This window comes from Bacillus sp. FG16, from assembly GCF_057809515.1.
Window position 1 is genome coordinate 19,003 of record NZ_JBMDKC010000006.1, and the last position, 17,034, is coordinate 36,036.

A 17,034-nucleotide genomic window follows, 5' to 3' on the forward strand; every position below is an offset into this window, starting at 1 on the left:
CATTGTAGACAAGAAAAGTATTTTTTGTACATTCTACCTTCAAAAGAGAGTATCAAATCGCCATTTTCCTAGGCTAAATTACACAAATCGTTCTAGATTATTCTTCAAATTTATAACCAACTCGAATAACAGTACCGATATGCGTCGCTTTATCTCCCAGCTTATTTCGAAGTTTTTTAATATGGGTATCAACCGTTCGGTCATCACCGTAATAGTCATATCCCCATAACTGGTCTAATAAATGTTGACGTGATAACACGATTCCTTTGTTCTCCATTAAATAAACGAGAAGTTCAAATTCTTTATGTGTCAATATAATTTCTTCTCCATCTACTAAAACAGTTCTAGATAGACGATTCACTTCTATTCCAGCTAAAGACATAGCATTTTCTTCCGCTACTCCTACCGCACCATCCGCACGTTTCAATAACGTCTTCGCGCGAGCTACTAACACTTTCGGGCTAAATGGTTTCGTTACATACTCGTCTGCACCTAATTCGAAACCTAACAATGTATCATCCTCATCCGAACGTGCTGTCAACATAATAATTGGTACTGCTGATTCTTTTCTAATTCGTCTACAAACAGACCATCCATCTATTTCCGGTAACATAATATCTAACATAATTAAATCAATTTCATGCTCTGCAAATAACTCTAACGCTTTTTTTCCATCTTCTGCTTCGATTACTTCAAAGCCTTCATTACGAAAATAATCACTAACAATTTCACGTAGTCTTCTTTCATCTTCAACAAGCAATACTGTTTTATTCATATAATCTATCCCGCCTTTTTACTCTTTCAATCGAATAATACGTTGATTGGAGCTTCCGCGAAATGGAAGTGTTAAATCTTTTTTCTCAATTTCAAACCTTCCATCGACCAAAACATCCCCATAATGTAACAACTCTATCATATCATTATTTTGAGAACTCTGTATCTCTTCTAACGTATAACCTGTATACATCCATAGGTTTTTTTTCAAATCTTTCACGATCTTTGCTACCTTTTTTACTTCAGCAGCTTGAAAAAATGGATCTCCACCTGAAAATGTTACATCAGTTAATGGATTACTTGCAATCTCTTTCACAATTTCTTCTACTGTCATTTCCGTTCCGTTGCAAATATTCCACGATTTTGGATTATGGCAACCGACACAACGATGCGGACAGCCCGCAAAAAACACGACCGTCCGTAATCCTTCTCCATCTACTACACTATCATGAATAATATTCATCACTTTCATTTATGTTTCACCCGATCTATCTCTTCACTACGTTTCGCACTATTCCACTTCGACATATCTCCTACAAGATAGCCTGTTATGCGGCGAATTCTTTCTATATTAGCCTCATCTTCATTCCCGCAACTTGGACATTCATTTCCAATAACCCCGTGATAACTACAGCACTTACAACGGTCAACAGGATGATTAATTGAACCGTATCCAACACCATGTTCTGCCATGGCTTGTACAATTTGTTTTAATGCCTTTTTGTTATGCATTGCTGCTCCGTCTAGTTCAATATACGTAATGTGTCCTCCATTACATAGAGCATGGAACGGGCCTTCTAAACGGATTTTTTTTATCGCTTGAATGTTATAATAAACTGGAATATGGAATGAATTCGTATAGTAATTATGGTTCGTTATACCGCTAATCACGCCAAATTCTTCTCTATCTTTTTTCACAAACTTCCCTGACAATCCTTCCGCTGGAGTTGCAATTATCGAGAAATTCAGTTGATGTTCTTCTGTCGCTTTATCCATTCTATCTCTCATAAAGGAAATAATTTCATACCCAAGTTTCCATGATTCTTCATCTTCCCCATGATGCTTTCCTGTTAAAGCTACTAAACATTCCGCAAGACCGATAAAACCAATACTTAACGTCCCTTGTTTTAAAATCGAAGCTACGGAGTCTTCAGGCTGCAATGTTTCTCCACCACGCCATACACCTTGTGAATATAAAAACTGAAAATCTCTTGCTCGCTTCGTACATTGATACGCAAATCTTTCTAATAGCTGCTTAATTCCTAAATCTAAATAGTAGTTTAGCGCTTCAAAAAATGCTTCTTTTGAACCACTAATTAACGCTAATTTCACTAAATTAATAGACGTAAATGATAAATTCCCTCTACCAATCGCTGTTTCTTCTCCATGTATATTAGACATAACACGGGTACGACATCCCATGTAACATACTTCACTTTCTGGTCTTCCATCATAATGCACTGCATTAAACGGAGCATCTAAAAATGAAAAGTTAGGGAATAATCGCTCTGCAGTTGTCTCTAATGCTAATTCAAATAAATCGTAGTTCGGATCACTTTCTTCAAAATTCACACCTTTTTTCATCTTGAAAATTTGAATCGGAAAAATCGGTGTCTCTCCTTTACCAAGCCCAGCTTGTGTCGCTTTTAAAAGTTGTTTAATTAACAGTCTTCCTTCTTTTGATGTGTCTGTTCCGTAATTAATAGAAATAAACGGTACTTGTCCTCCGCCCCTACTATGCATACTATTCGAATTATGAACGAAAGCCTCACACGCTTGATACGTATCATTTTCCGTTTCTTTCCACGCGAATTCTTCTATTTGTTCTTTCGTAAGCGGATATGATTGTAATCGTTTTTTATGTCTCTCAATTGTTTTTCGTACATAAGGTGCTAAATCAATATCAAAGAGTGCAAACGATTGACCACCATGCTGCATATTTTGATTCGCTTGAAAAATAATAGACGAAAGAGCCAATGCACTTTTAATGTCTTGCGGTTGTCTCATATGTCCATGTCCAGTATGAAAACCGTTAGCAAGCATTTGCGCTAACGGAATTTGCGAACAAGTCGTCGTTCCTGTCGTATAAAAATCTAAATCATGTGGATATAATATATTTTCATTTATCGCTTTTTTCACTTGATCTGACAATAAATTCTCAACAGCATAATATTTTGCACTCTCAGATGCGAACGTTCCCATTACGCCCATTGGAGAGCGGCCGTCTACATTTGCATTTTCTTGCATTAAATCTTGTTCATTGCCGTGGACTATCGTCTCAAACACTTTCATTAATTCTTCTCCACGTGTAATATTTCGTAACATTTATAACCCTCCACCAATATGTTGTTGTCTTGTGATTAAAATGTTACTACATATAGTCTTACTGTTTCTGTGAGAAATGTAACATTACTGTGAAATTTTTTTCACGAAATAATGAATTTTTCATTTACAAAAAAGAAATGTGCTCTTTACAAATGTATGGTACAATATACGGGAAAAACTCTTTTTACCCTTTATCAACACATTTGAATAAAGGAGACTGAACTTATGATTACTACATATCTTTTATTTATCGTTGCCTACTTACTTGGCTCGATTCCATTTGCACTAGTTGTTGGAAAAATTGGCTACGGAATCGATATTCGTGAGCACGGGAGCGGTAATCTAGGCGGAACAAACACATTCCGCACATTAGGGAAAAAAGCAGGTTTTACCGTTACAATTGCTGACATTTTAAAAGGGACATTAGCAACAAGTCTACCAATGATTTTCGGATTAGATATTCACCCACTATGGTTCGGGTTAGCGGCTGTTCTTGGACATGTCTACCCAATCTTCGCGAAATTCCGCGGTGGTAAAGCAGTTGCAACTTCTGCTGGGGTGCTATTATGCTATTCACCAGTTGTTTTTGCAATATTAGCTGTTGTATTTTTCACCCTTTTATTTACAACAAGATACGTATCACTTTCTTCTATGGTAACAGCAGTTGTTGCTGTTATTGCATCCATTGTTAGCGGGGATAAAATCTTCATTATTGCGATGTGTTTATTAGCAGGTATGGTTATTTATAAACACCGTGCAAATATCAGACGAATTATAAATAAAACTGAGCCTAAAGCAAACTTTTCAAAAAAGCAAAAATAAGATCGTAACCCACATAACGCAAAAAGAAAACGTGAAGCATATTAATAGCGTCTTTTTGCGTTATTTTTTATACTAAAGAAAAAGCAACATAATTTGGAGGAACTATACATGAATCTTTCCGTAACAAAAGAAGCAGCACAATGGTATAAAACTGAATTAAACTTACAATCAAATGAAACACTACGCTTTTTCGTACAATACGGTGGTTGCAGTACTGTGCAAAAAGGACTTTCTTTAGGTATTCGTAAAGATGATCCTGCACATCCTGCTGTTCAAATTCAAGAAGAAGGTATTAATTTCTTTATTGAAGGCGATGATGAATGGTTCTTCGATGGACATAATTTATCTGTTACACTTAACGAAGGTGACGACTTCCCACAATTTAATTATGAAAAATAAAAAAACGTGGCTTCTGCCACGCTTTTTTATTTTTTCTTAATTTCCTCATATTTCGCATACCACTCAGGATATAACTTTTTAAATGATACAGGGCGGAACCCTTCTTTTTTCGCACAAATATTCGTCGTGCTTGCAGTAATACAAAGTTCACCATCACCATTATATATTTCATATCCATATACAACGCGAAGTGGGCTCACAGTATCTACCCATGTTTTTACGATTGCTTTTTCTCCGTAACGCATCGCTTTACGGTATGAAATTTGTAAATCTAACACAGGAGAAATAATTCCTTCTTTCTCCATTTCAACATATGAAAAACCTAAATCTTGTATAAGTTTCGTGCGACCTAACTCAAGCCACACTAAGTAGTTTGAATGGTAAACAACACCCATTTGATCTGTTTCCGCATAACGGATTTCAACTTCATGTTCTGCTACAAACATATGTATTCGCCTTCTTTCACTTCTGCTACCTTGCATACATTTAATCATAATACAGTGACATCAAAAATAAAATAAAAATAGTGAATCTTTTCCCGAAAGGAGCCAGCATATGATTCAAATTGTAACTGTTCGTAGTGGTGATAGCGTATATAGCTTGGCATCAAAATATGGATCAACACCTGACGAAATAGTAAAAGACAATGGATTAAATCCAGCTGAAACACTCGTTGTTGGTCAGGCACTTATCGTTAATACGAAAGGGAATAATTATTATGTACAGCCTGGTGACAGCCTATATCGAATTTCTCAAACATATAATGTCCCCCTCGCTAGTTTAGCTAAAGTGAATAATTTATCTTTAAAATCTATTCTCCATGTCGGACAACAATTATACGTACCAAAAGGTACAAAACGAGCTGTAGAATCCATCGCTTATTTACAACCTTCAACTATACCGATTAAAGAGAGTTTAGTTAATGCTACACGTGCCATCAATCCATTCTTAACATACTTAGCTTATTTTAGTTTTGAGGCAAAAAGAGATGGCACATTAAAAGAACCTACTGAAACAGCTAAAATCGCTAATATTGCAACGCAAGGTAAAACAATCCCTATGCTCGTTATTACAAATATTGAAAATGGTAATTTCAGTGCCGATCTAACATCAGTTATTTTACGCGACGCAACGATTCAAAACAAATTTATTACTAACATTTTGCAAACAGCTGAAAAATATGGCATGCGAGACATTCATTTCGATTTCGAGAGTGTAGCACCTGAAGACCGCGAGGCGTATAATCGCTTTTTACGAAATGTAAAAACACGATTACCTAGCGGGTACACATTGAGCACAACTCTCGTACCGAAAACAAGTTCAAATCAAAAGGGAAAATTTTTCGAAGCTCACGATTATAAAGCGCAAGGGCAAATTGTTGATTTCGTCGTCATTATGACATATGACTGGGGATGGCAAGGCGGTCCACCGATGGCGATTTCTCCTATCGGTCCAGTGAAAGAAGTACTTCAATATGCAAAATCTCAAATGCCTCCACAAAAAATTATGATGGGGCAAAATTTATACGGGTTTGATTGGAAGCTTCCATTTAAACAAGGAAATCCACCCGCAAAAGCAATTAGCTCTGTCGCAGCTGTTGCACTAGCTCGTAAATATAATGTTCCTATTCGTTATGATTTCACAGCCCAAGCTCCTCATTTTAATTATTTTGATGAAAACGGCGTGCAACACGAAGTTTGGTTTGAAGATTCACGGTCTGTTCAAAGTAAATTCAATTTAATGAAAGAACAAGGTATAGGTGGTATTAGTTACTGGAAAATCGGTTTACCATTCCCGCAAAATTGGCGTTTACTCGTTGAAAATTTCACGATTACGAAAAAGGGCTGACAAAAGTCAGCCCTTTTTTCATATTACTGCTAAAAACTCATCTTTCATTTCCTCACAAAAAAGAAGAATGATAACATTCTCCTTTTTAACCGTTATCAACAATCGGTTGTTTACCTGTTTGATCTTGCATTTGCTTTCCTTTATTTCCACCAGCTTTTTTCGATTGTGTTCCAATATGATTTGGTGCAAAGTCTTTTGAATTTTTTTTCGGATTACCCATTACTATCGCCTCCTTAACACTAGTATCGTACTAGTGTTAAGAATTATTCAGCTTGCTTAAAAAGTTTCATTTCATAACGTTTTTCAATGCGCTCTTCAATGCGCTCAATTGCATCACGATCGCTTAATAATTGTTGTTTATTTTCATTTACAAGTTCTTCAAACGATTTACGGCGACTTCTTCTCATGTTGTTCACCCTCTCTCCTTCGCTTTCTTATTACATAGTATGAGCAAACGAAAAACTCTTTAATCAGATTTGTAAGAAAATTTTATGTTTTAGTACTCCTAAAAAAACTCCGTGTACAATATATTGCACACGGAGTTTTTCATACCATAATATTTAAATACTCTTTCAACTTTTCATCTGCATTCATTTCATTTTCTTTATAATCATGAAGCGCCTGTAATACAAAATCATACTGTTCTAAAATATAACTTTCTAATTTCGTAACATCCTCTAAGCTATTAAGCATAATTCTCGTATTACCAACTTCACTTTTTAACGCTGGTTCACATTTTAAGCTTGTACATATTTCTTTCACATCATCTTCTAATATCTCTGTTAATACATATTTCTTTCGTCCTGTTACCTTTACTCTCATAACCGGATAAAAAGCTTTTATATCTAAATAACTTCCTACGTTCATACAACGTAGCCATTCTACATTACGTTTATTACGTGCAAGCATTTCTTTCACCGCTTCGTATACTACGATTTCATCAAGTGAGACCTTATTTACTTTTCTCTGTCCTTCTTCTTCAATAGCTGCACACTTTTGATAAACAGCAGCACACGTAATGCAATCATCAAATGCATTATGAGAACTTAAACGAATGCCAAGCATTCGCTTTAACGTTTCAAGTTTATGATTAGGCGCATGCTTCATATATTTCTTCGCTAAAAATACAGTATCAATTACTTTATTTTTAGGTTCAGGTAGCCCTAGCATATTTACATTACTTTTCAAAAAGCGCATATCAAAAGAAGCATTATGGGCCACAATAACATTTGTATGTAAAAATGCTAAAAATAAAGGTAATACCTCTTCAATCGTCGGTGCATCTGAAACACGATAATTGGTAATACCGGTTAAACTCGTTATTCGGTCCGGAATTGGCCGCTCTGGATTCACGTATGAAACAAATTGATCTACCAGTTCATGATTACGATATTTCACCGCTGCAACTTGAATAATTTTATCATTATAAGGGTTAAATCCTGTTGTTTCAAAATCAATTACAACATAATCTAACGGTAAGGATACATTCCCCACTCCATACACTCCTTTATCTCTAAACGATTATATTTCTTACATCATATCATGAAGTTATTACTACTTGAAAAAGAAAAGGCAGAAATGGGAACTCTCCACCTCTACCTTTTCACCATTATTTTAATTTAGCAACCCTTTTCTCCATCTCTTTTTGCGTCATCGGCCCAATAAACTTATCTTGAATGACACCTTTTGTATCTATAAAATACGAAGTTGGAATCGTAATTACTTTATACGCTGTTGTCACATCAATGTTCTTGTCCAATAAAATAGGAAAAGTAATTCCTTTTTCTTTAGCAAAATTGCTTACCTTTTCTTCCCCCCCACCTTTTTCTGAAGGCGTATAGTTGATTGCTAAAATTTCTACGTTTTCTTTATGTTCTTTATAGAAAGCCTCCATATCCGGCATTTCTTGTTGGCAAGGTCCACACCACGTTGCCCAAAAGTTTAAAATCACTTTCTTTCCTTTTAAATCTGATAGCTTTACATTCGTTCCATCTAACTTCGTTAATTCGAAGTCTGGCGCACTCTTTCCTATTTCAATACCATTACTTGCAATCATCTCTTTCATAGCAGCTTCACTTTGTTCTTGCTCCCCTTGTACCACCTGCTCTTTTTTACCAAACTGTTCATAAGCTGCATATCCCGCTAAACAAAGTAACACTACAATAATCGTAAGCTTCCGCCACATGTTATATCACCCTAACGTATTTATCTTCTTATAACTTAATTACTCAAATACTATATACCTTATTTTAGCTTATACGGACAAGCTTGGAAATATTCAGAGTCTAAATAATTAGAATATTCTTATTTAAAGTGTAATCTTTTCCTTTTTATCATATAATTAGAAAAACAGATGAGGTGTTGTTTATCTTCTAATGGGCCCATTCACCTTTTTACTTTCGTAGTTATATAAACTTCAACAAAAGGGGGATTTTTTATGAATTCATTCGAAAAAATAACATTATATATTCTTAGTTTTCTTTTATACCCAATCGGTATTATTACATGGATCATTTCACTCTTTAGTAACGATCTTGAAAAGAAGAAAGTAGGGCGTATTTGTCTTTATATCTCTCTAGTCTCATTCGTCCTTTTCTTAATCCTTGGAATTGCAACTTTCCTTATGACTGCTACTTTTAATGTAGATCTAAATCATTCAGAATCTATCCAATATCAAATAAATGATGTTGAATAAAGATAAGGGCACTGCTCTTATCTTTATTCACATCTCTTTCAAAATGAATGACTATTTATTAATTTTTCAGGACTTCCACATGCAATAATACTTCCTTCTCTCATTATGACAACACGATCCGCTAGTATCACTTTCTCTACATCATGTGTTGCCACAATTCTCGTTACATCTCTTCCTAGTCCTTCAATCATATTCCAAACAGTTTCTTGATTACTCGGATCTAACCCCGCAGTCGGTTCATCTAAAATAATAAGATTCGGATTTGAACCAATTGCTCGTAATAATGCAAGACGTTTTCTTTCTCCTCCCGAAAGCTCTTCTCCACTTTTATGTAGTACAGTTTGAATCCCCTTAGGTAAATTTCTAATTATCGGCTTCATATTTATAAGGTCAATATTTTTTTCTAATTCGTTTTCTAAATACTCCTCCCGGAAATACATATTCTCTTTTACTGTCGTCCGAAAGAAACGAGGTTCTTGCCACACTGTAGTCATTCGAGCCTTTTGACCATAATAAACAACACTACCGTTAGATGGTTTATACAAACCTGTCATTAATTTTAAAAGCGTTGTTTTTCCTGCACCGCTTTCTCCCACAATAATAACGAGTTCACCAGGACGAATTTGCAAATCAATATTATGAATTCTGCATTTCTCTTTATCATTCTCCTGAAATGAAACATTTGTTATCCTCATCCCCATCGCTCTTTCTACATTACTATCTGCCATTCTTTTATCTAAAAAGGAAAAAACTCTATTTGCCGAAGCGACTGCAACTTGTGTCATCATTAATAAATCGCCCACGTAACGGACTGGGAAAAAGAGCATTTCAATTGTAGCTAACACTGCAACGAGTGAACCAACTTCCATTTCCCCTTTCATTATTTTTTGTGCGCCTACAATGAGAACAACGATATATGCTCCTGTTTCAATCACTGTTCCAACTACTCCAATGCAATGTTGCATCATCGTCTTCTTTACTTCCGATTTATAAGATTGTGCCGTTACTCCTTTAAATAAGCGAATGGCCCATTTTTCTTTTTGTAAACTACGTAAATCTTGTATAGCCTTTACAAACTGTGACACCATCTCTACAACACTCGATTGATTTTTTTGAGCAATGCTTGCAATATCCCTTACCTTTTCTCCCATCAGTATTGGAACAATTGCACTTAAAAATAAAAACGGAGTTACCCACAATATAAACTGTATATCTATATGTTGTAGTGCTATGAAAGCTCCAATAAATTGGGCAATAGCGTGTATATACTCTATTAATATAGAACCATATAATCTGACCCAGTTCGGAATATCAGATACGACCAAAGTTTCTAACTCCCCTTGCTTAATCTTCTCGCTCTCTTCAAACGGTAATGAGAAATAGTGACGCAATAATTCTATACGTTTCGTTTGTAATATACGTTGACTCGCTTTTGAGCTTATATAATCAAATAAAAGATTGTTCGTCCACATTAAAAAGCGAATACCCGCAAACAAAGCTATATATAAATACGCACCTTTTAGCTCCCTTTGAATAAGATTGTCTACAATTAATCCCATGAAAATTGGGCGTGATAAGTTTAAAATGGCAGCAATTATCCCACTACATACAGCTGCCATTACTAATATTTTCTCTTTTCGTAACGGCAACAATATTCTTTTATATTCTTTCATGACGTTCCCTCCACTTTTCGTAGTAAAAAGAAAGGGATGAAACCATATGGTTTCATCCCTTTCCATAAAATAAGGAAGCTAACTATTGTTAGCTTCCTTATTTTTCATTTCAATTATTTAGTTCGACACTTTTGACTCTTCAATTTTCTCACGAAGAACCATTTGCAGAATACCACCGTGACGGTAGTAATCAATTTCAACTTCACTATCGAAACGAGCTACTACTTCAAATTGTTTTTCGTTGCCATCTAAATCAGTTGCAACTACTTTTACAAGATCGCGTGGTCTAACTGTTTTGTCAATTTGGATTTCAAATGACTCGTTACCAACAAGACCTAACGTTTCAGCACTTTCGCCATCTTTAAATTGAAGTGGTAATACACCCATTAACACTAAGTTACTGCGGTGAATACGTTCGAAGCTTTCTGCGATTACTGCTTTAATACCTAATAAGTTAGTACCTTTCGCAGCCCAGTCACGAGAACTTCCCATACCGTAATCTTTACCAGCAACAACTAGAAGACCTGTTCCATCTTCTTTATATTTCATAGCAGCATCATAGATAGATGTTACTTCACCAGTTGGCCAATATGTTGTATATCCGCCTTCTGTGCCTGGTGCGATTTGGTTTTTAATACGGATGTTTGCAAATGTACCACGCATCATAACTTCATGGTTACCACGACGAGAACCGTAAGAATTAAAGTCAACTGGTTGTACGCCGTTTTCTAATAAGTAGCGTCCAGCTGGTGTGTGCTTACCAATTGAACCTGCTGGTGAAATGTGGTCTGTCGTTACAGAATCACCAAATTTACCAACTATGCGTAAACCTGATAACGTTTCAACTTCACCTGGCTCTTTAGATAAACCTTCAAAGAATGGTGGGTTTTGAATGTATGTTGAATCATTATCCCAAGTATATAAAGCTTCGTTTGAAGTTTGGATTTCATTCCAACGCTCATTGCTGTTAAATACTTGTGCATATTCTTTCTTGAACAGTTCAGATGTAACAACACTTTGAACTACATCTTCAATTTCTTTAGCTGATGGCCAAATATCGTTGAAGTAAACAGCATTGCCATTTGCATCTTTACCGATTTCATCATTTTTCAGGTCAATATCAACAGTACCTGCAAGTGCATATGCCACAACAAGTGGTGGTGATGCTAAGTAGTTTGCTTTTACAAGAGGATGAATACGACCTTCAAAGTTACGGTTACCAGATAAAACAGATGTTACTAGTAAGTCGTTTGCTGCGATTGATTCTTCTAATTCTGGCGCTAATGGACCAGAGTTACCGATACAAGTCGTACAGCCGTAACCAACTGTTTGGAAACCTAATTGGTCTAAATATGTTGTTAAACCTGATTTATCTAAGTACTCAGTAACAACTTTAGATCCTGGTGCTAATGATGTTTTTACGTACTCAGGTACTACAAGTCCTTTTTCAATTGCTTTCTTCGCAACTAGACCTGCCCCAATTAATACGTATGGGTTTGATGTATTTGTACAGCTTGTAATTGCAGCGATTGCAATTGCACCTGTTTTCATCGTTACTTCTTTATCTTCTAATGTAACCTTCACTTCTTTATCGAACTCTTGCTCATTAAATCCAAGCCCTTGTGTTCCAACTGGTGCTAATACAGCTTTGTGGAACGCATCTTTCATATCTGAAAGTGGAATTAAATCTTGTGGGCGTTTCGGTCCAGAAAGGTTAGATTCGATTGTATTTAAATCAATTTCAACAAGATCAGTGTAGATTGGATCTTTACTGTCTGCTGTATAGAATAAACCGTTCGCTTTACAGTATTCTTCAACAATACGAATTTGCTCTTCATCTCTACCTGTTAAACGTAAGTATTCTAATGAAATATCATCGATTGGGAAGAATCCACAAGTTGCGCCGTATTCTGGTGCCATATTTGAAATTGTTGCACGGTCAGCTAAAGGCATACTCTTTAGTCCATTACCGAAGAACTCAACAAATTTACCAACTACACCTTTTTGACGTAATACTTGTGTTACTTTTAATGCAACGTCTGTTGCCGTAGTACCACTTGGAAGTGTGCCAGTTAATTTCACACCGATTACTTCAGGTACTGGGAAGTATGAAGGCTGTCCAAGCATTCCTGCTTCTGCTTCAATACCACCAACGCCCCATCCAAGAACGCCGATACCGTTAATCATTGTTGTATGTGAGTCTGTTCCAACTAATGAATCTGGGTATGCAACTAAGTCACCTTCAGCATTTTTCACAGCATGAACAACTGGTGCTAAATATTCAAGGTTTACTTGGTGTACAATGCCTGTAGCTGGTGGAACTGCACGGTAGTTATCAAATGATTTTTGTGCCCAGCTTAAAAATTTATAACGTTCTTCATTACGTTTAAACTCTAAGTCCATGTTGAATGCAAGCGCGTCTGCCGTACCCGCTCTATCAACCTGTACAGAGTGGTCAATTACAAGGTCTACAGTAATTTCAGGATTAATTTTGTCAGGATCCCCACCCATGTCTGCCATTGCTTTACGAAGCGAAGCCAAATCAACAACAGCTGGAACACCAGTGAAATCTTGTAAAATTACACGAGATGGTTTAAATGGAACATCGATATCTTGCACATCTTTCGTTCCCCATTTCGCTAAATTTGTAACATGCTCTTCTGTGATTACACGTCCATCTACTTGACGAAGTACTGATTCAAGTAAAACTTTCACGGAATATGGTAATTGAGATACGTTGCCAACCCCTGCATTTTCAAGCGCTTTCAAATCATAATAATGATACGTTTTTCCATCTACTTCAAAAGTTGCACGTGATTGAAATGGATTATGTTTGACCATTATGTTTCCCCCCTGTTAAACGTGACTAAGTTGTCTGAATATAAAATGTAGACAAACTTTTCAATACCTTACGATAATATCTTATTACAACTTTCTAAATAAGTAAATAATAAGAAACTTATAGATTATCATAAGTTTTCTTTATGTTTCTAAATTTGAATAGCTTTCATGCTCCTTATGAATACTATTATCATAAAGTAAAGTGCTCTATTAGCGGTTTACTTACAGTTCATACATACTATGAACTGCTCATCATTCAACATACAAAAAATATTATAGAGGTGAAATAAAATGGGTAAAAGAAAAGCAAATCATACTATTTCAGGAATGAATCCTGCATCTGCACAAGGACAAGGAACTGGTTACAATGAAGAATTTGCAAACGAGCCTTTAACTCCAGCAGAGCGACAAAATAATAAGAAACGTAAAAAGAACCAGTAAAGAAAAATCCCAAAAGGTCTATTTTCCTTTTGGGATTTTTTCTAATGTTTATAACGTAGTAATTCCGAAACCGTTACAAATCGATAGCCCTGCTTTTTCAGCTCAGGTAAAATTTTTGCTAGCGCTGCTACCGTTTGACTACGATCATTTCCTCCATCATGTAACAATACAATATCGCCACTTTTAGCATTTTTCACTACATGATTTACAATGGATTCAACCCCTGGATTTGCCCAATCACGTGGGTCTTGATGCCACGACCATAGAACAATTTGATAGCCAGCCTCTTTCGCTGTTTTAAATACAGCATCGTTAATATATCCGCCAGGAGGACGGAATAGCAAAGGTTCTTTCACCCATTTTTCAAAAAATTTCTTTCCATCTAAAATATCATTTTCTAATTTTTCATCTGACGAATTACTTGCGTACAAATGATTCATCGTATGATTTCCAATTTCATGTCCCTCTTTTAACACTTGCTTCACTAAATATGGATTACGCTGAACTCGAAATCCAATCATAAAAAATGTCGCTTCCGCCTTATATTGACGTAATAAATCTAAAACTTGTGGTGTATACGTTGGATCTGGCCCATCATCAAATGTAATTGCAATGATTTTTTCATTATTAGGTACTTCCCATGTTACATAACCAGTTGGTTCTAACTCTTTTCTGAGCAACATTTTCGCTTCCACTTTTTCCACTTGAAATATATGTACTGCGCATAATAAAGAAAAAACTATTAAAAGAATTTTCTGTTTTAACATAACGTTCACTAAAGCAGCAAGGTTGTCGAATAGACAACAACCTTATTTACTTTTCTAATTGATCTACATTTCGCATTATATTTTGGAGATTATTTTCATATTGCTCAAGTTGTGGACGTTGTGTTTCTGAAGCTACCTCTAGTGCATTTTGAATTTGTTCATATGCTTCCTGAACCTCTTGGCGTAACTCTTTTAAATCATGACCGTAGTTAGGGTCATTTTTCACAATATTATTAAATGCATTTTCTGCTTGTGTAACTCCTTGCTGTGCCGCTTGAAAGGCTTGTTGCTTATCTTTATGATATGGCATTATATAATCCCCTTTCTATAATTGTTAGTCCCCTTTATCTTTACCTTTTTTTCTAAAAACATTCTCGTATAAAATCGCCAACTTCTCTCATTCTAAAAAGAAAGAGGAGGTGTCATATACAATGGGTAAAAACAACCGTGAATCAAAAGAAAAACAAGGACAACCTGAACCATTAAGCGGATCTCATAAAGTAAAAAACCGTAACCATTCACGCCAAAAAAAACATTCACATCATGATATGTAATAAAAACATTCACATACCATGCACATTCAACATAAAATGTTTGTATTTCATCATTTATTCTTCACCTCTGTTTCATTCATGCATAACATGATATGAATTGAGATTTTACGGAGGGTGTCTTACATGGGCAAGAAAAAGAAGGATTGTCTTTTTCATGTTGATGGTTTCGAAGAATGGATGGATCAATTTTGTTCCGATTCTTGTAGTAACTTTAGTTTCCCAAATCAAATTCATATTGACCTTTGTGAAACTGAACAAGAGTATATTTTGGAAACAGATGTACCAAATGTATCCGAACAAAATGTAGTTATTAAAAAGATGGAGACAGGCCTAAATATTTGCATACTTCATAATAATAGTTCTTTGCAGCGGATCATTCCTTTACCCGCTACTATTATTTACAAGAAGATGCTGGCCTGCTTAGAGAATGGATATTTAGCCATTCATATTTCGAAAAATGAAGTTGCTAATAAACATGAAAAAAAAGTTCTTTTTCAAATTGAGAATTAAAATAAAGTGAAACTTTAATCAATAGGAGTTTTACTGCCCGCAAATACAAATAGCGGGATGAATACAAAAATAAGCCCCAGTCGTCTGCTGGGGCTTATTTTATTTCGCATGTAATTCTAAATTACAATTTCTATCATCTCTTTTTTTCAATAAACCCTTTGTAACTACAAGCACAGGAAATGCTACAGTTGAAAATATAGCTAGCGCTGAAAAGACAATAAATCCATTTTGGTACCCGTAGTAATCGAGAAGTACTCCTCCGAACCACGGACCTATTACTGCTCCAATTCCCGAAAAGCCCATCGCACCGAAGTATGTTCCTTTTAGATGTGCAACAGCAATATCATCAATAAATACATCCGTCATCGAAAACATTAAGACTTCTCCAATTGTAAAAATAATTGTACAAACGGCAGCACCTAGCATAGATTCTACTATTCCAAAGCCAAATAATCCCCCGCTCACAAATAAAGTCCCAACCATAATTGATGTTAACGGTGTATACTTTTTGCACATTTGAATAACAGGGTATTGGATAATCACTACAACAATTGCATTTAAAGCGAGCATATATGAGAATAGCTTCACCCCATCCTCAAATATATGTGCATTTGCAAAATATTGAGATACTGTCGTCGTTAAATGTGAAAAACCGCAATTACTCAAAATAATACCGACTAAAGCAACTAAAAATACTATATCTTTTCGCAATATACGTATTGCATTTAGCATTGTAACAGGTTTTTCTGTACTCACTTTCTTTTTTTCCATTGGATACTTCTTAAATTGGAACGCTAATATAACTGTATATAGAATATATACCCCAGCTGCTACTAAAAAAGGAATTGTTGATTTTGCACTTCCAATCTGTAATCCAACAATTGGTCCAATTGCAACTCCAACATTTATTGCACCGTATCGTAAGTTATAGACGAGTAACCGATACTCAGGCTTTGTTAAATCTGATAATAATGCTCTTGATGTTGGCTCAAAAAACGACCTACATAATCCATTTAAAGCGTTTAATAAAAAGAAACTTAAAACATGATCCGCAAGTGAAAAACCTATAAACACAAAAACCCAAACGATCATGGACCAGAGCATAATCGTTTTCCGGCCAAATCGATCTGATAAATTCCCTCCGATAAAACTAGCAAAAACACCAACAAGTGCACTCGTTCCGATAATAGCACCAGTCATTCCAGCTGATACACCTTTAACAGTCGTTAAATAAATCGCTAAAAAAGGGATACTCATTGAAGTTGCAAACCTAGCAAACAATGTCCCTAAAATAATACTCATTCCAAGCGGATGAATATGCTGTAACTTCCCCTTCATCGTTAAACCTACTCTCTCTATTTTCACAAAAAAAAGAAAGCAAAGGA

20 protein-coding genes are annotated in these 17,034 nt (G+C 35.6%); 7 read left to right on the forward strand and 13 right to left on the reverse strand.

From position 1 onward, the window contains the following. Positions 1 to 97: 97 nt before the first annotated feature. From ACODS7_RS03885 to ACODS7_RS03895, 3 genes are read right to left on the reverse strand one after another with little or no spacing between them, the layout of a single operon-like run. Positions 98 to 775: a response regulator transcription factor gene (locus tag ACODS7_RS03885; protein ID WP_029443029.1), complete on the reverse strand. Its 678-nt coding sequence runs from the start codon at positions 773 to 775 to the stop codon at positions 98 to 100. 18 nt (positions 776 to 793) lie between these two features. Next, on the reverse strand, positions 794 to 1,246 hold the full coding sequence (gene nrdG / locus ACODS7_RS03890) for an anaerobic ribonucleoside-triphosphate reductase activating protein (protein ID WP_000867078.1): 453 nt from the start codon (positions 1,244 to 1,246) through the stop codon (positions 794 to 796). Next, positions 1,243 to 3,099 (reverse strand): anaerobic ribonucleoside triphosphate reductase, encoded by a 1,857-nt coding sequence (locus ACODS7_RS03895; RefSeq protein ID WP_029443030.1) that lies wholly within the window; start codon positions 3,097 to 3,099, stop codon positions 1,243 to 1,245. The genes nrdG and ACODS7_RS03895 overlap by 4 nt, the downstream gene beginning before the upstream one ends. A 225-nt stretch (positions 3,100 to 3,324) precedes the next feature. Between ACODS7_RS03895 and plsY the strand changes: the two genes are divergently transcribed. Both plsY and ACODS7_RS03905 read left to right on the forward strand, forming a co-directional pair. After that, positions 3,325 to 3,921: a glycerol-3-phosphate 1-O-acyltransferase PlsY gene (plsY, locus tag ACODS7_RS03900; RefSeq protein ID WP_243168273.1), complete on the forward strand. Its 597-nt coding sequence runs from the start codon at positions 3,325 to 3,327 to the stop codon at positions 3,919 to 3,921. Between the two features lie 108 nt (positions 3,922 to 4,029). Beyond that, the gene (locus tag ACODS7_RS03905; RefSeq protein WP_001054455.1) at positions 4,030 to 4,320 is read left to right on the forward strand and encodes a HesB/YadR/YfhF family protein; all 291 of its coding nucleotides are present in this window, start codon (positions 4,030 to 4,032) and stop codon (positions 4,318 to 4,320) included. 26 nt (positions 4,321 to 4,346) lie between these two features. Here the strand turns inward: ACODS7_RS03905 and ACODS7_RS03910 are convergent, their stop codons facing one another. After that, positions 4,347 to 4,766: an acyl-CoA thioesterase gene (locus ACODS7_RS03910; protein ID WP_000495812.1), complete on the reverse strand. Its 420-nt coding sequence runs from the start codon at positions 4,764 to 4,766 to the stop codon at positions 4,347 to 4,349. Positions 4,767 to 4,875: 109 nt separating this feature from the next. On the opposite strand from ACODS7_RS03910, the gene ACODS7_RS03915 reads away from it, so the two are divergent. Further along, positions 4,876 to 6,168 (forward strand): glycoside hydrolase family 18 protein, encoded by a 1,293-nt coding sequence (locus tag ACODS7_RS03915; RefSeq protein ID WP_000614855.1) that lies wholly within the window; start codon positions 4,876 to 4,878, stop codon positions 6,166 to 6,168. Between the two features lie 85 nt (positions 6,169 to 6,253). Here the strand turns inward: ACODS7_RS03915 and sspN are convergent, their stop codons facing one another. From sspN to ACODS7_RS03935, 4 genes are all read right to left on the reverse strand, one after another. Continuing rightward, positions 6,254 to 6,388, reverse strand: coding sequence for an acid-soluble spore protein SspN (sspN, locus tag ACODS7_RS03920; protein ID WP_000527987.1), 135 nt, complete (start codon positions 6,386 to 6,388; stop codon positions 6,254 to 6,256). A gap of 43 nt (positions 6,389 to 6,431) precedes the next feature. After that, entirely contained in the window at positions 6,432 to 6,575 is a 144-nt protein-coding gene (locus tag ACODS7_RS03925) for an FbpB family small basic protein (protein ID WP_042969030.1), read from the reverse strand. Between the two features lie 139 nt (positions 6,576 to 6,714). Then, on the reverse strand, positions 6,715 to 7,662 hold the full coding sequence (locus ACODS7_RS03930; protein WP_029443031.1) for a 3'-5' exonuclease: 948 nt from the start codon (positions 7,660 to 7,662) through the stop codon (positions 6,715 to 6,717). Between the two features lie 115 nt (positions 7,663 to 7,777). Further along, positions 7,778 to 8,353: a TlpA family protein disulfide reductase gene (locus ACODS7_RS03935; protein WP_000269065.1), complete on the reverse strand. Its 576-nt coding sequence runs from the start codon at positions 8,351 to 8,353 to the stop codon at positions 7,778 to 7,780. Between the two features lie 252 nt (positions 8,354 to 8,605). Here ACODS7_RS03935 and ACODS7_RS03940 point away from each other — a divergent pair, with 252 nt between their 5' ends. After that, a complete protein-coding gene (locus ACODS7_RS03940) occupies positions 8,606 to 8,863 on the forward strand; it encodes a hypothetical protein (RefSeq protein ID WP_001083876.1) in 258 nt (85 codons plus the stop codon). 38 nt (positions 8,864 to 8,901) lie between these two features. On the opposite strand, the gene ACODS7_RS03945 is transcribed toward ACODS7_RS03940, so the two are convergent. After that, entirely contained in the window at positions 8,902 to 10,536 is a 1,635-nt protein-coding gene (locus ACODS7_RS03945; protein WP_243168271.1) for an ABC transporter ATP-binding protein, read from the reverse strand. Positions 10,537 to 10,653: 117 nt separating this feature from the next. Beyond that, entirely contained in the window at positions 10,654 to 13,377 is a 2,724-nt protein-coding gene (gene acnA, locus ACODS7_RS03950) for an aconitate hydratase AcnA (protein ID WP_000238552.1), read from the reverse strand. 291 nt (positions 13,378 to 13,668) lie between these two features. On the opposite strand from acnA, the gene sspO reads away from it, so the two are divergent. After that, the gene (gene sspO, locus ACODS7_RS03955; RefSeq protein ID WP_029443033.1) at positions 13,669 to 13,818 is read left to right on the forward strand and encodes a small acid-soluble spore protein SspO; all 150 of its coding nucleotides are present in this window, start codon (positions 13,669 to 13,671) and stop codon (positions 13,816 to 13,818) included. Positions 13,819 to 13,859: 41 nt separating this feature from the next. On the opposite strand, the gene pdaB is transcribed toward sspO, so the two are convergent. Further along, positions 13,860 to 14,585, reverse strand: coding sequence for a polysaccharide deacetylase family sporulation protein PdaB (pdaB, locus tag ACODS7_RS03960; protein WP_043936425.1), 726 nt, complete (start codon positions 14,583 to 14,585; stop codon positions 13,860 to 13,862). A 46-nt stretch (positions 14,586 to 14,631) separates the two neighbouring features. Further along, positions 14,632 to 14,895 (reverse strand): hypothetical protein, encoded by a 264-nt coding sequence (locus ACODS7_RS03965; protein WP_001146295.1) that lies wholly within the window; start codon positions 14,893 to 14,895, stop codon positions 14,632 to 14,634. Positions 14,896 to 15,016: 121 nt separating this feature from the next. Between ACODS7_RS03965 and ACODS7_RS03970 the strand changes: the two genes are divergently transcribed. Both ACODS7_RS03970 and ACODS7_RS03975 read left to right on the forward strand, forming a co-directional pair. Continuing rightward, positions 15,017 to 15,139 carry a small acid-soluble spore protein P gene (locus ACODS7_RS03970; protein WP_000517654.1) on the forward strand — a complete coding sequence of 41 codons (123 nt, stop codon included), beginning with the start codon at positions 15,017 to 15,019 and terminating at the stop codon, positions 15,137 to 15,139. 123 nt (positions 15,140 to 15,262) lie between these two features. Next, on the forward strand, positions 15,263 to 15,649 hold the full coding sequence (locus tag ACODS7_RS03975) for an Hsp20/alpha crystallin family protein (protein ID WP_000516738.1): 387 nt from the start codon (positions 15,263 to 15,265) through the stop codon (positions 15,647 to 15,649). A gap of 99 nt (positions 15,650 to 15,748) precedes the next feature. Here the strand turns inward: ACODS7_RS03975 and ACODS7_RS03980 are convergent, their stop codons facing one another. Further along, positions 15,749 to 16,987 (reverse strand): MDR family MFS transporter, encoded by a 1,239-nt coding sequence (locus tag ACODS7_RS03980; protein WP_088114281.1) that lies wholly within the window; start codon positions 16,985 to 16,987, stop codon positions 15,749 to 15,751. Positions 16,988 to 17,034 lie beyond the last annotated feature (47 nt).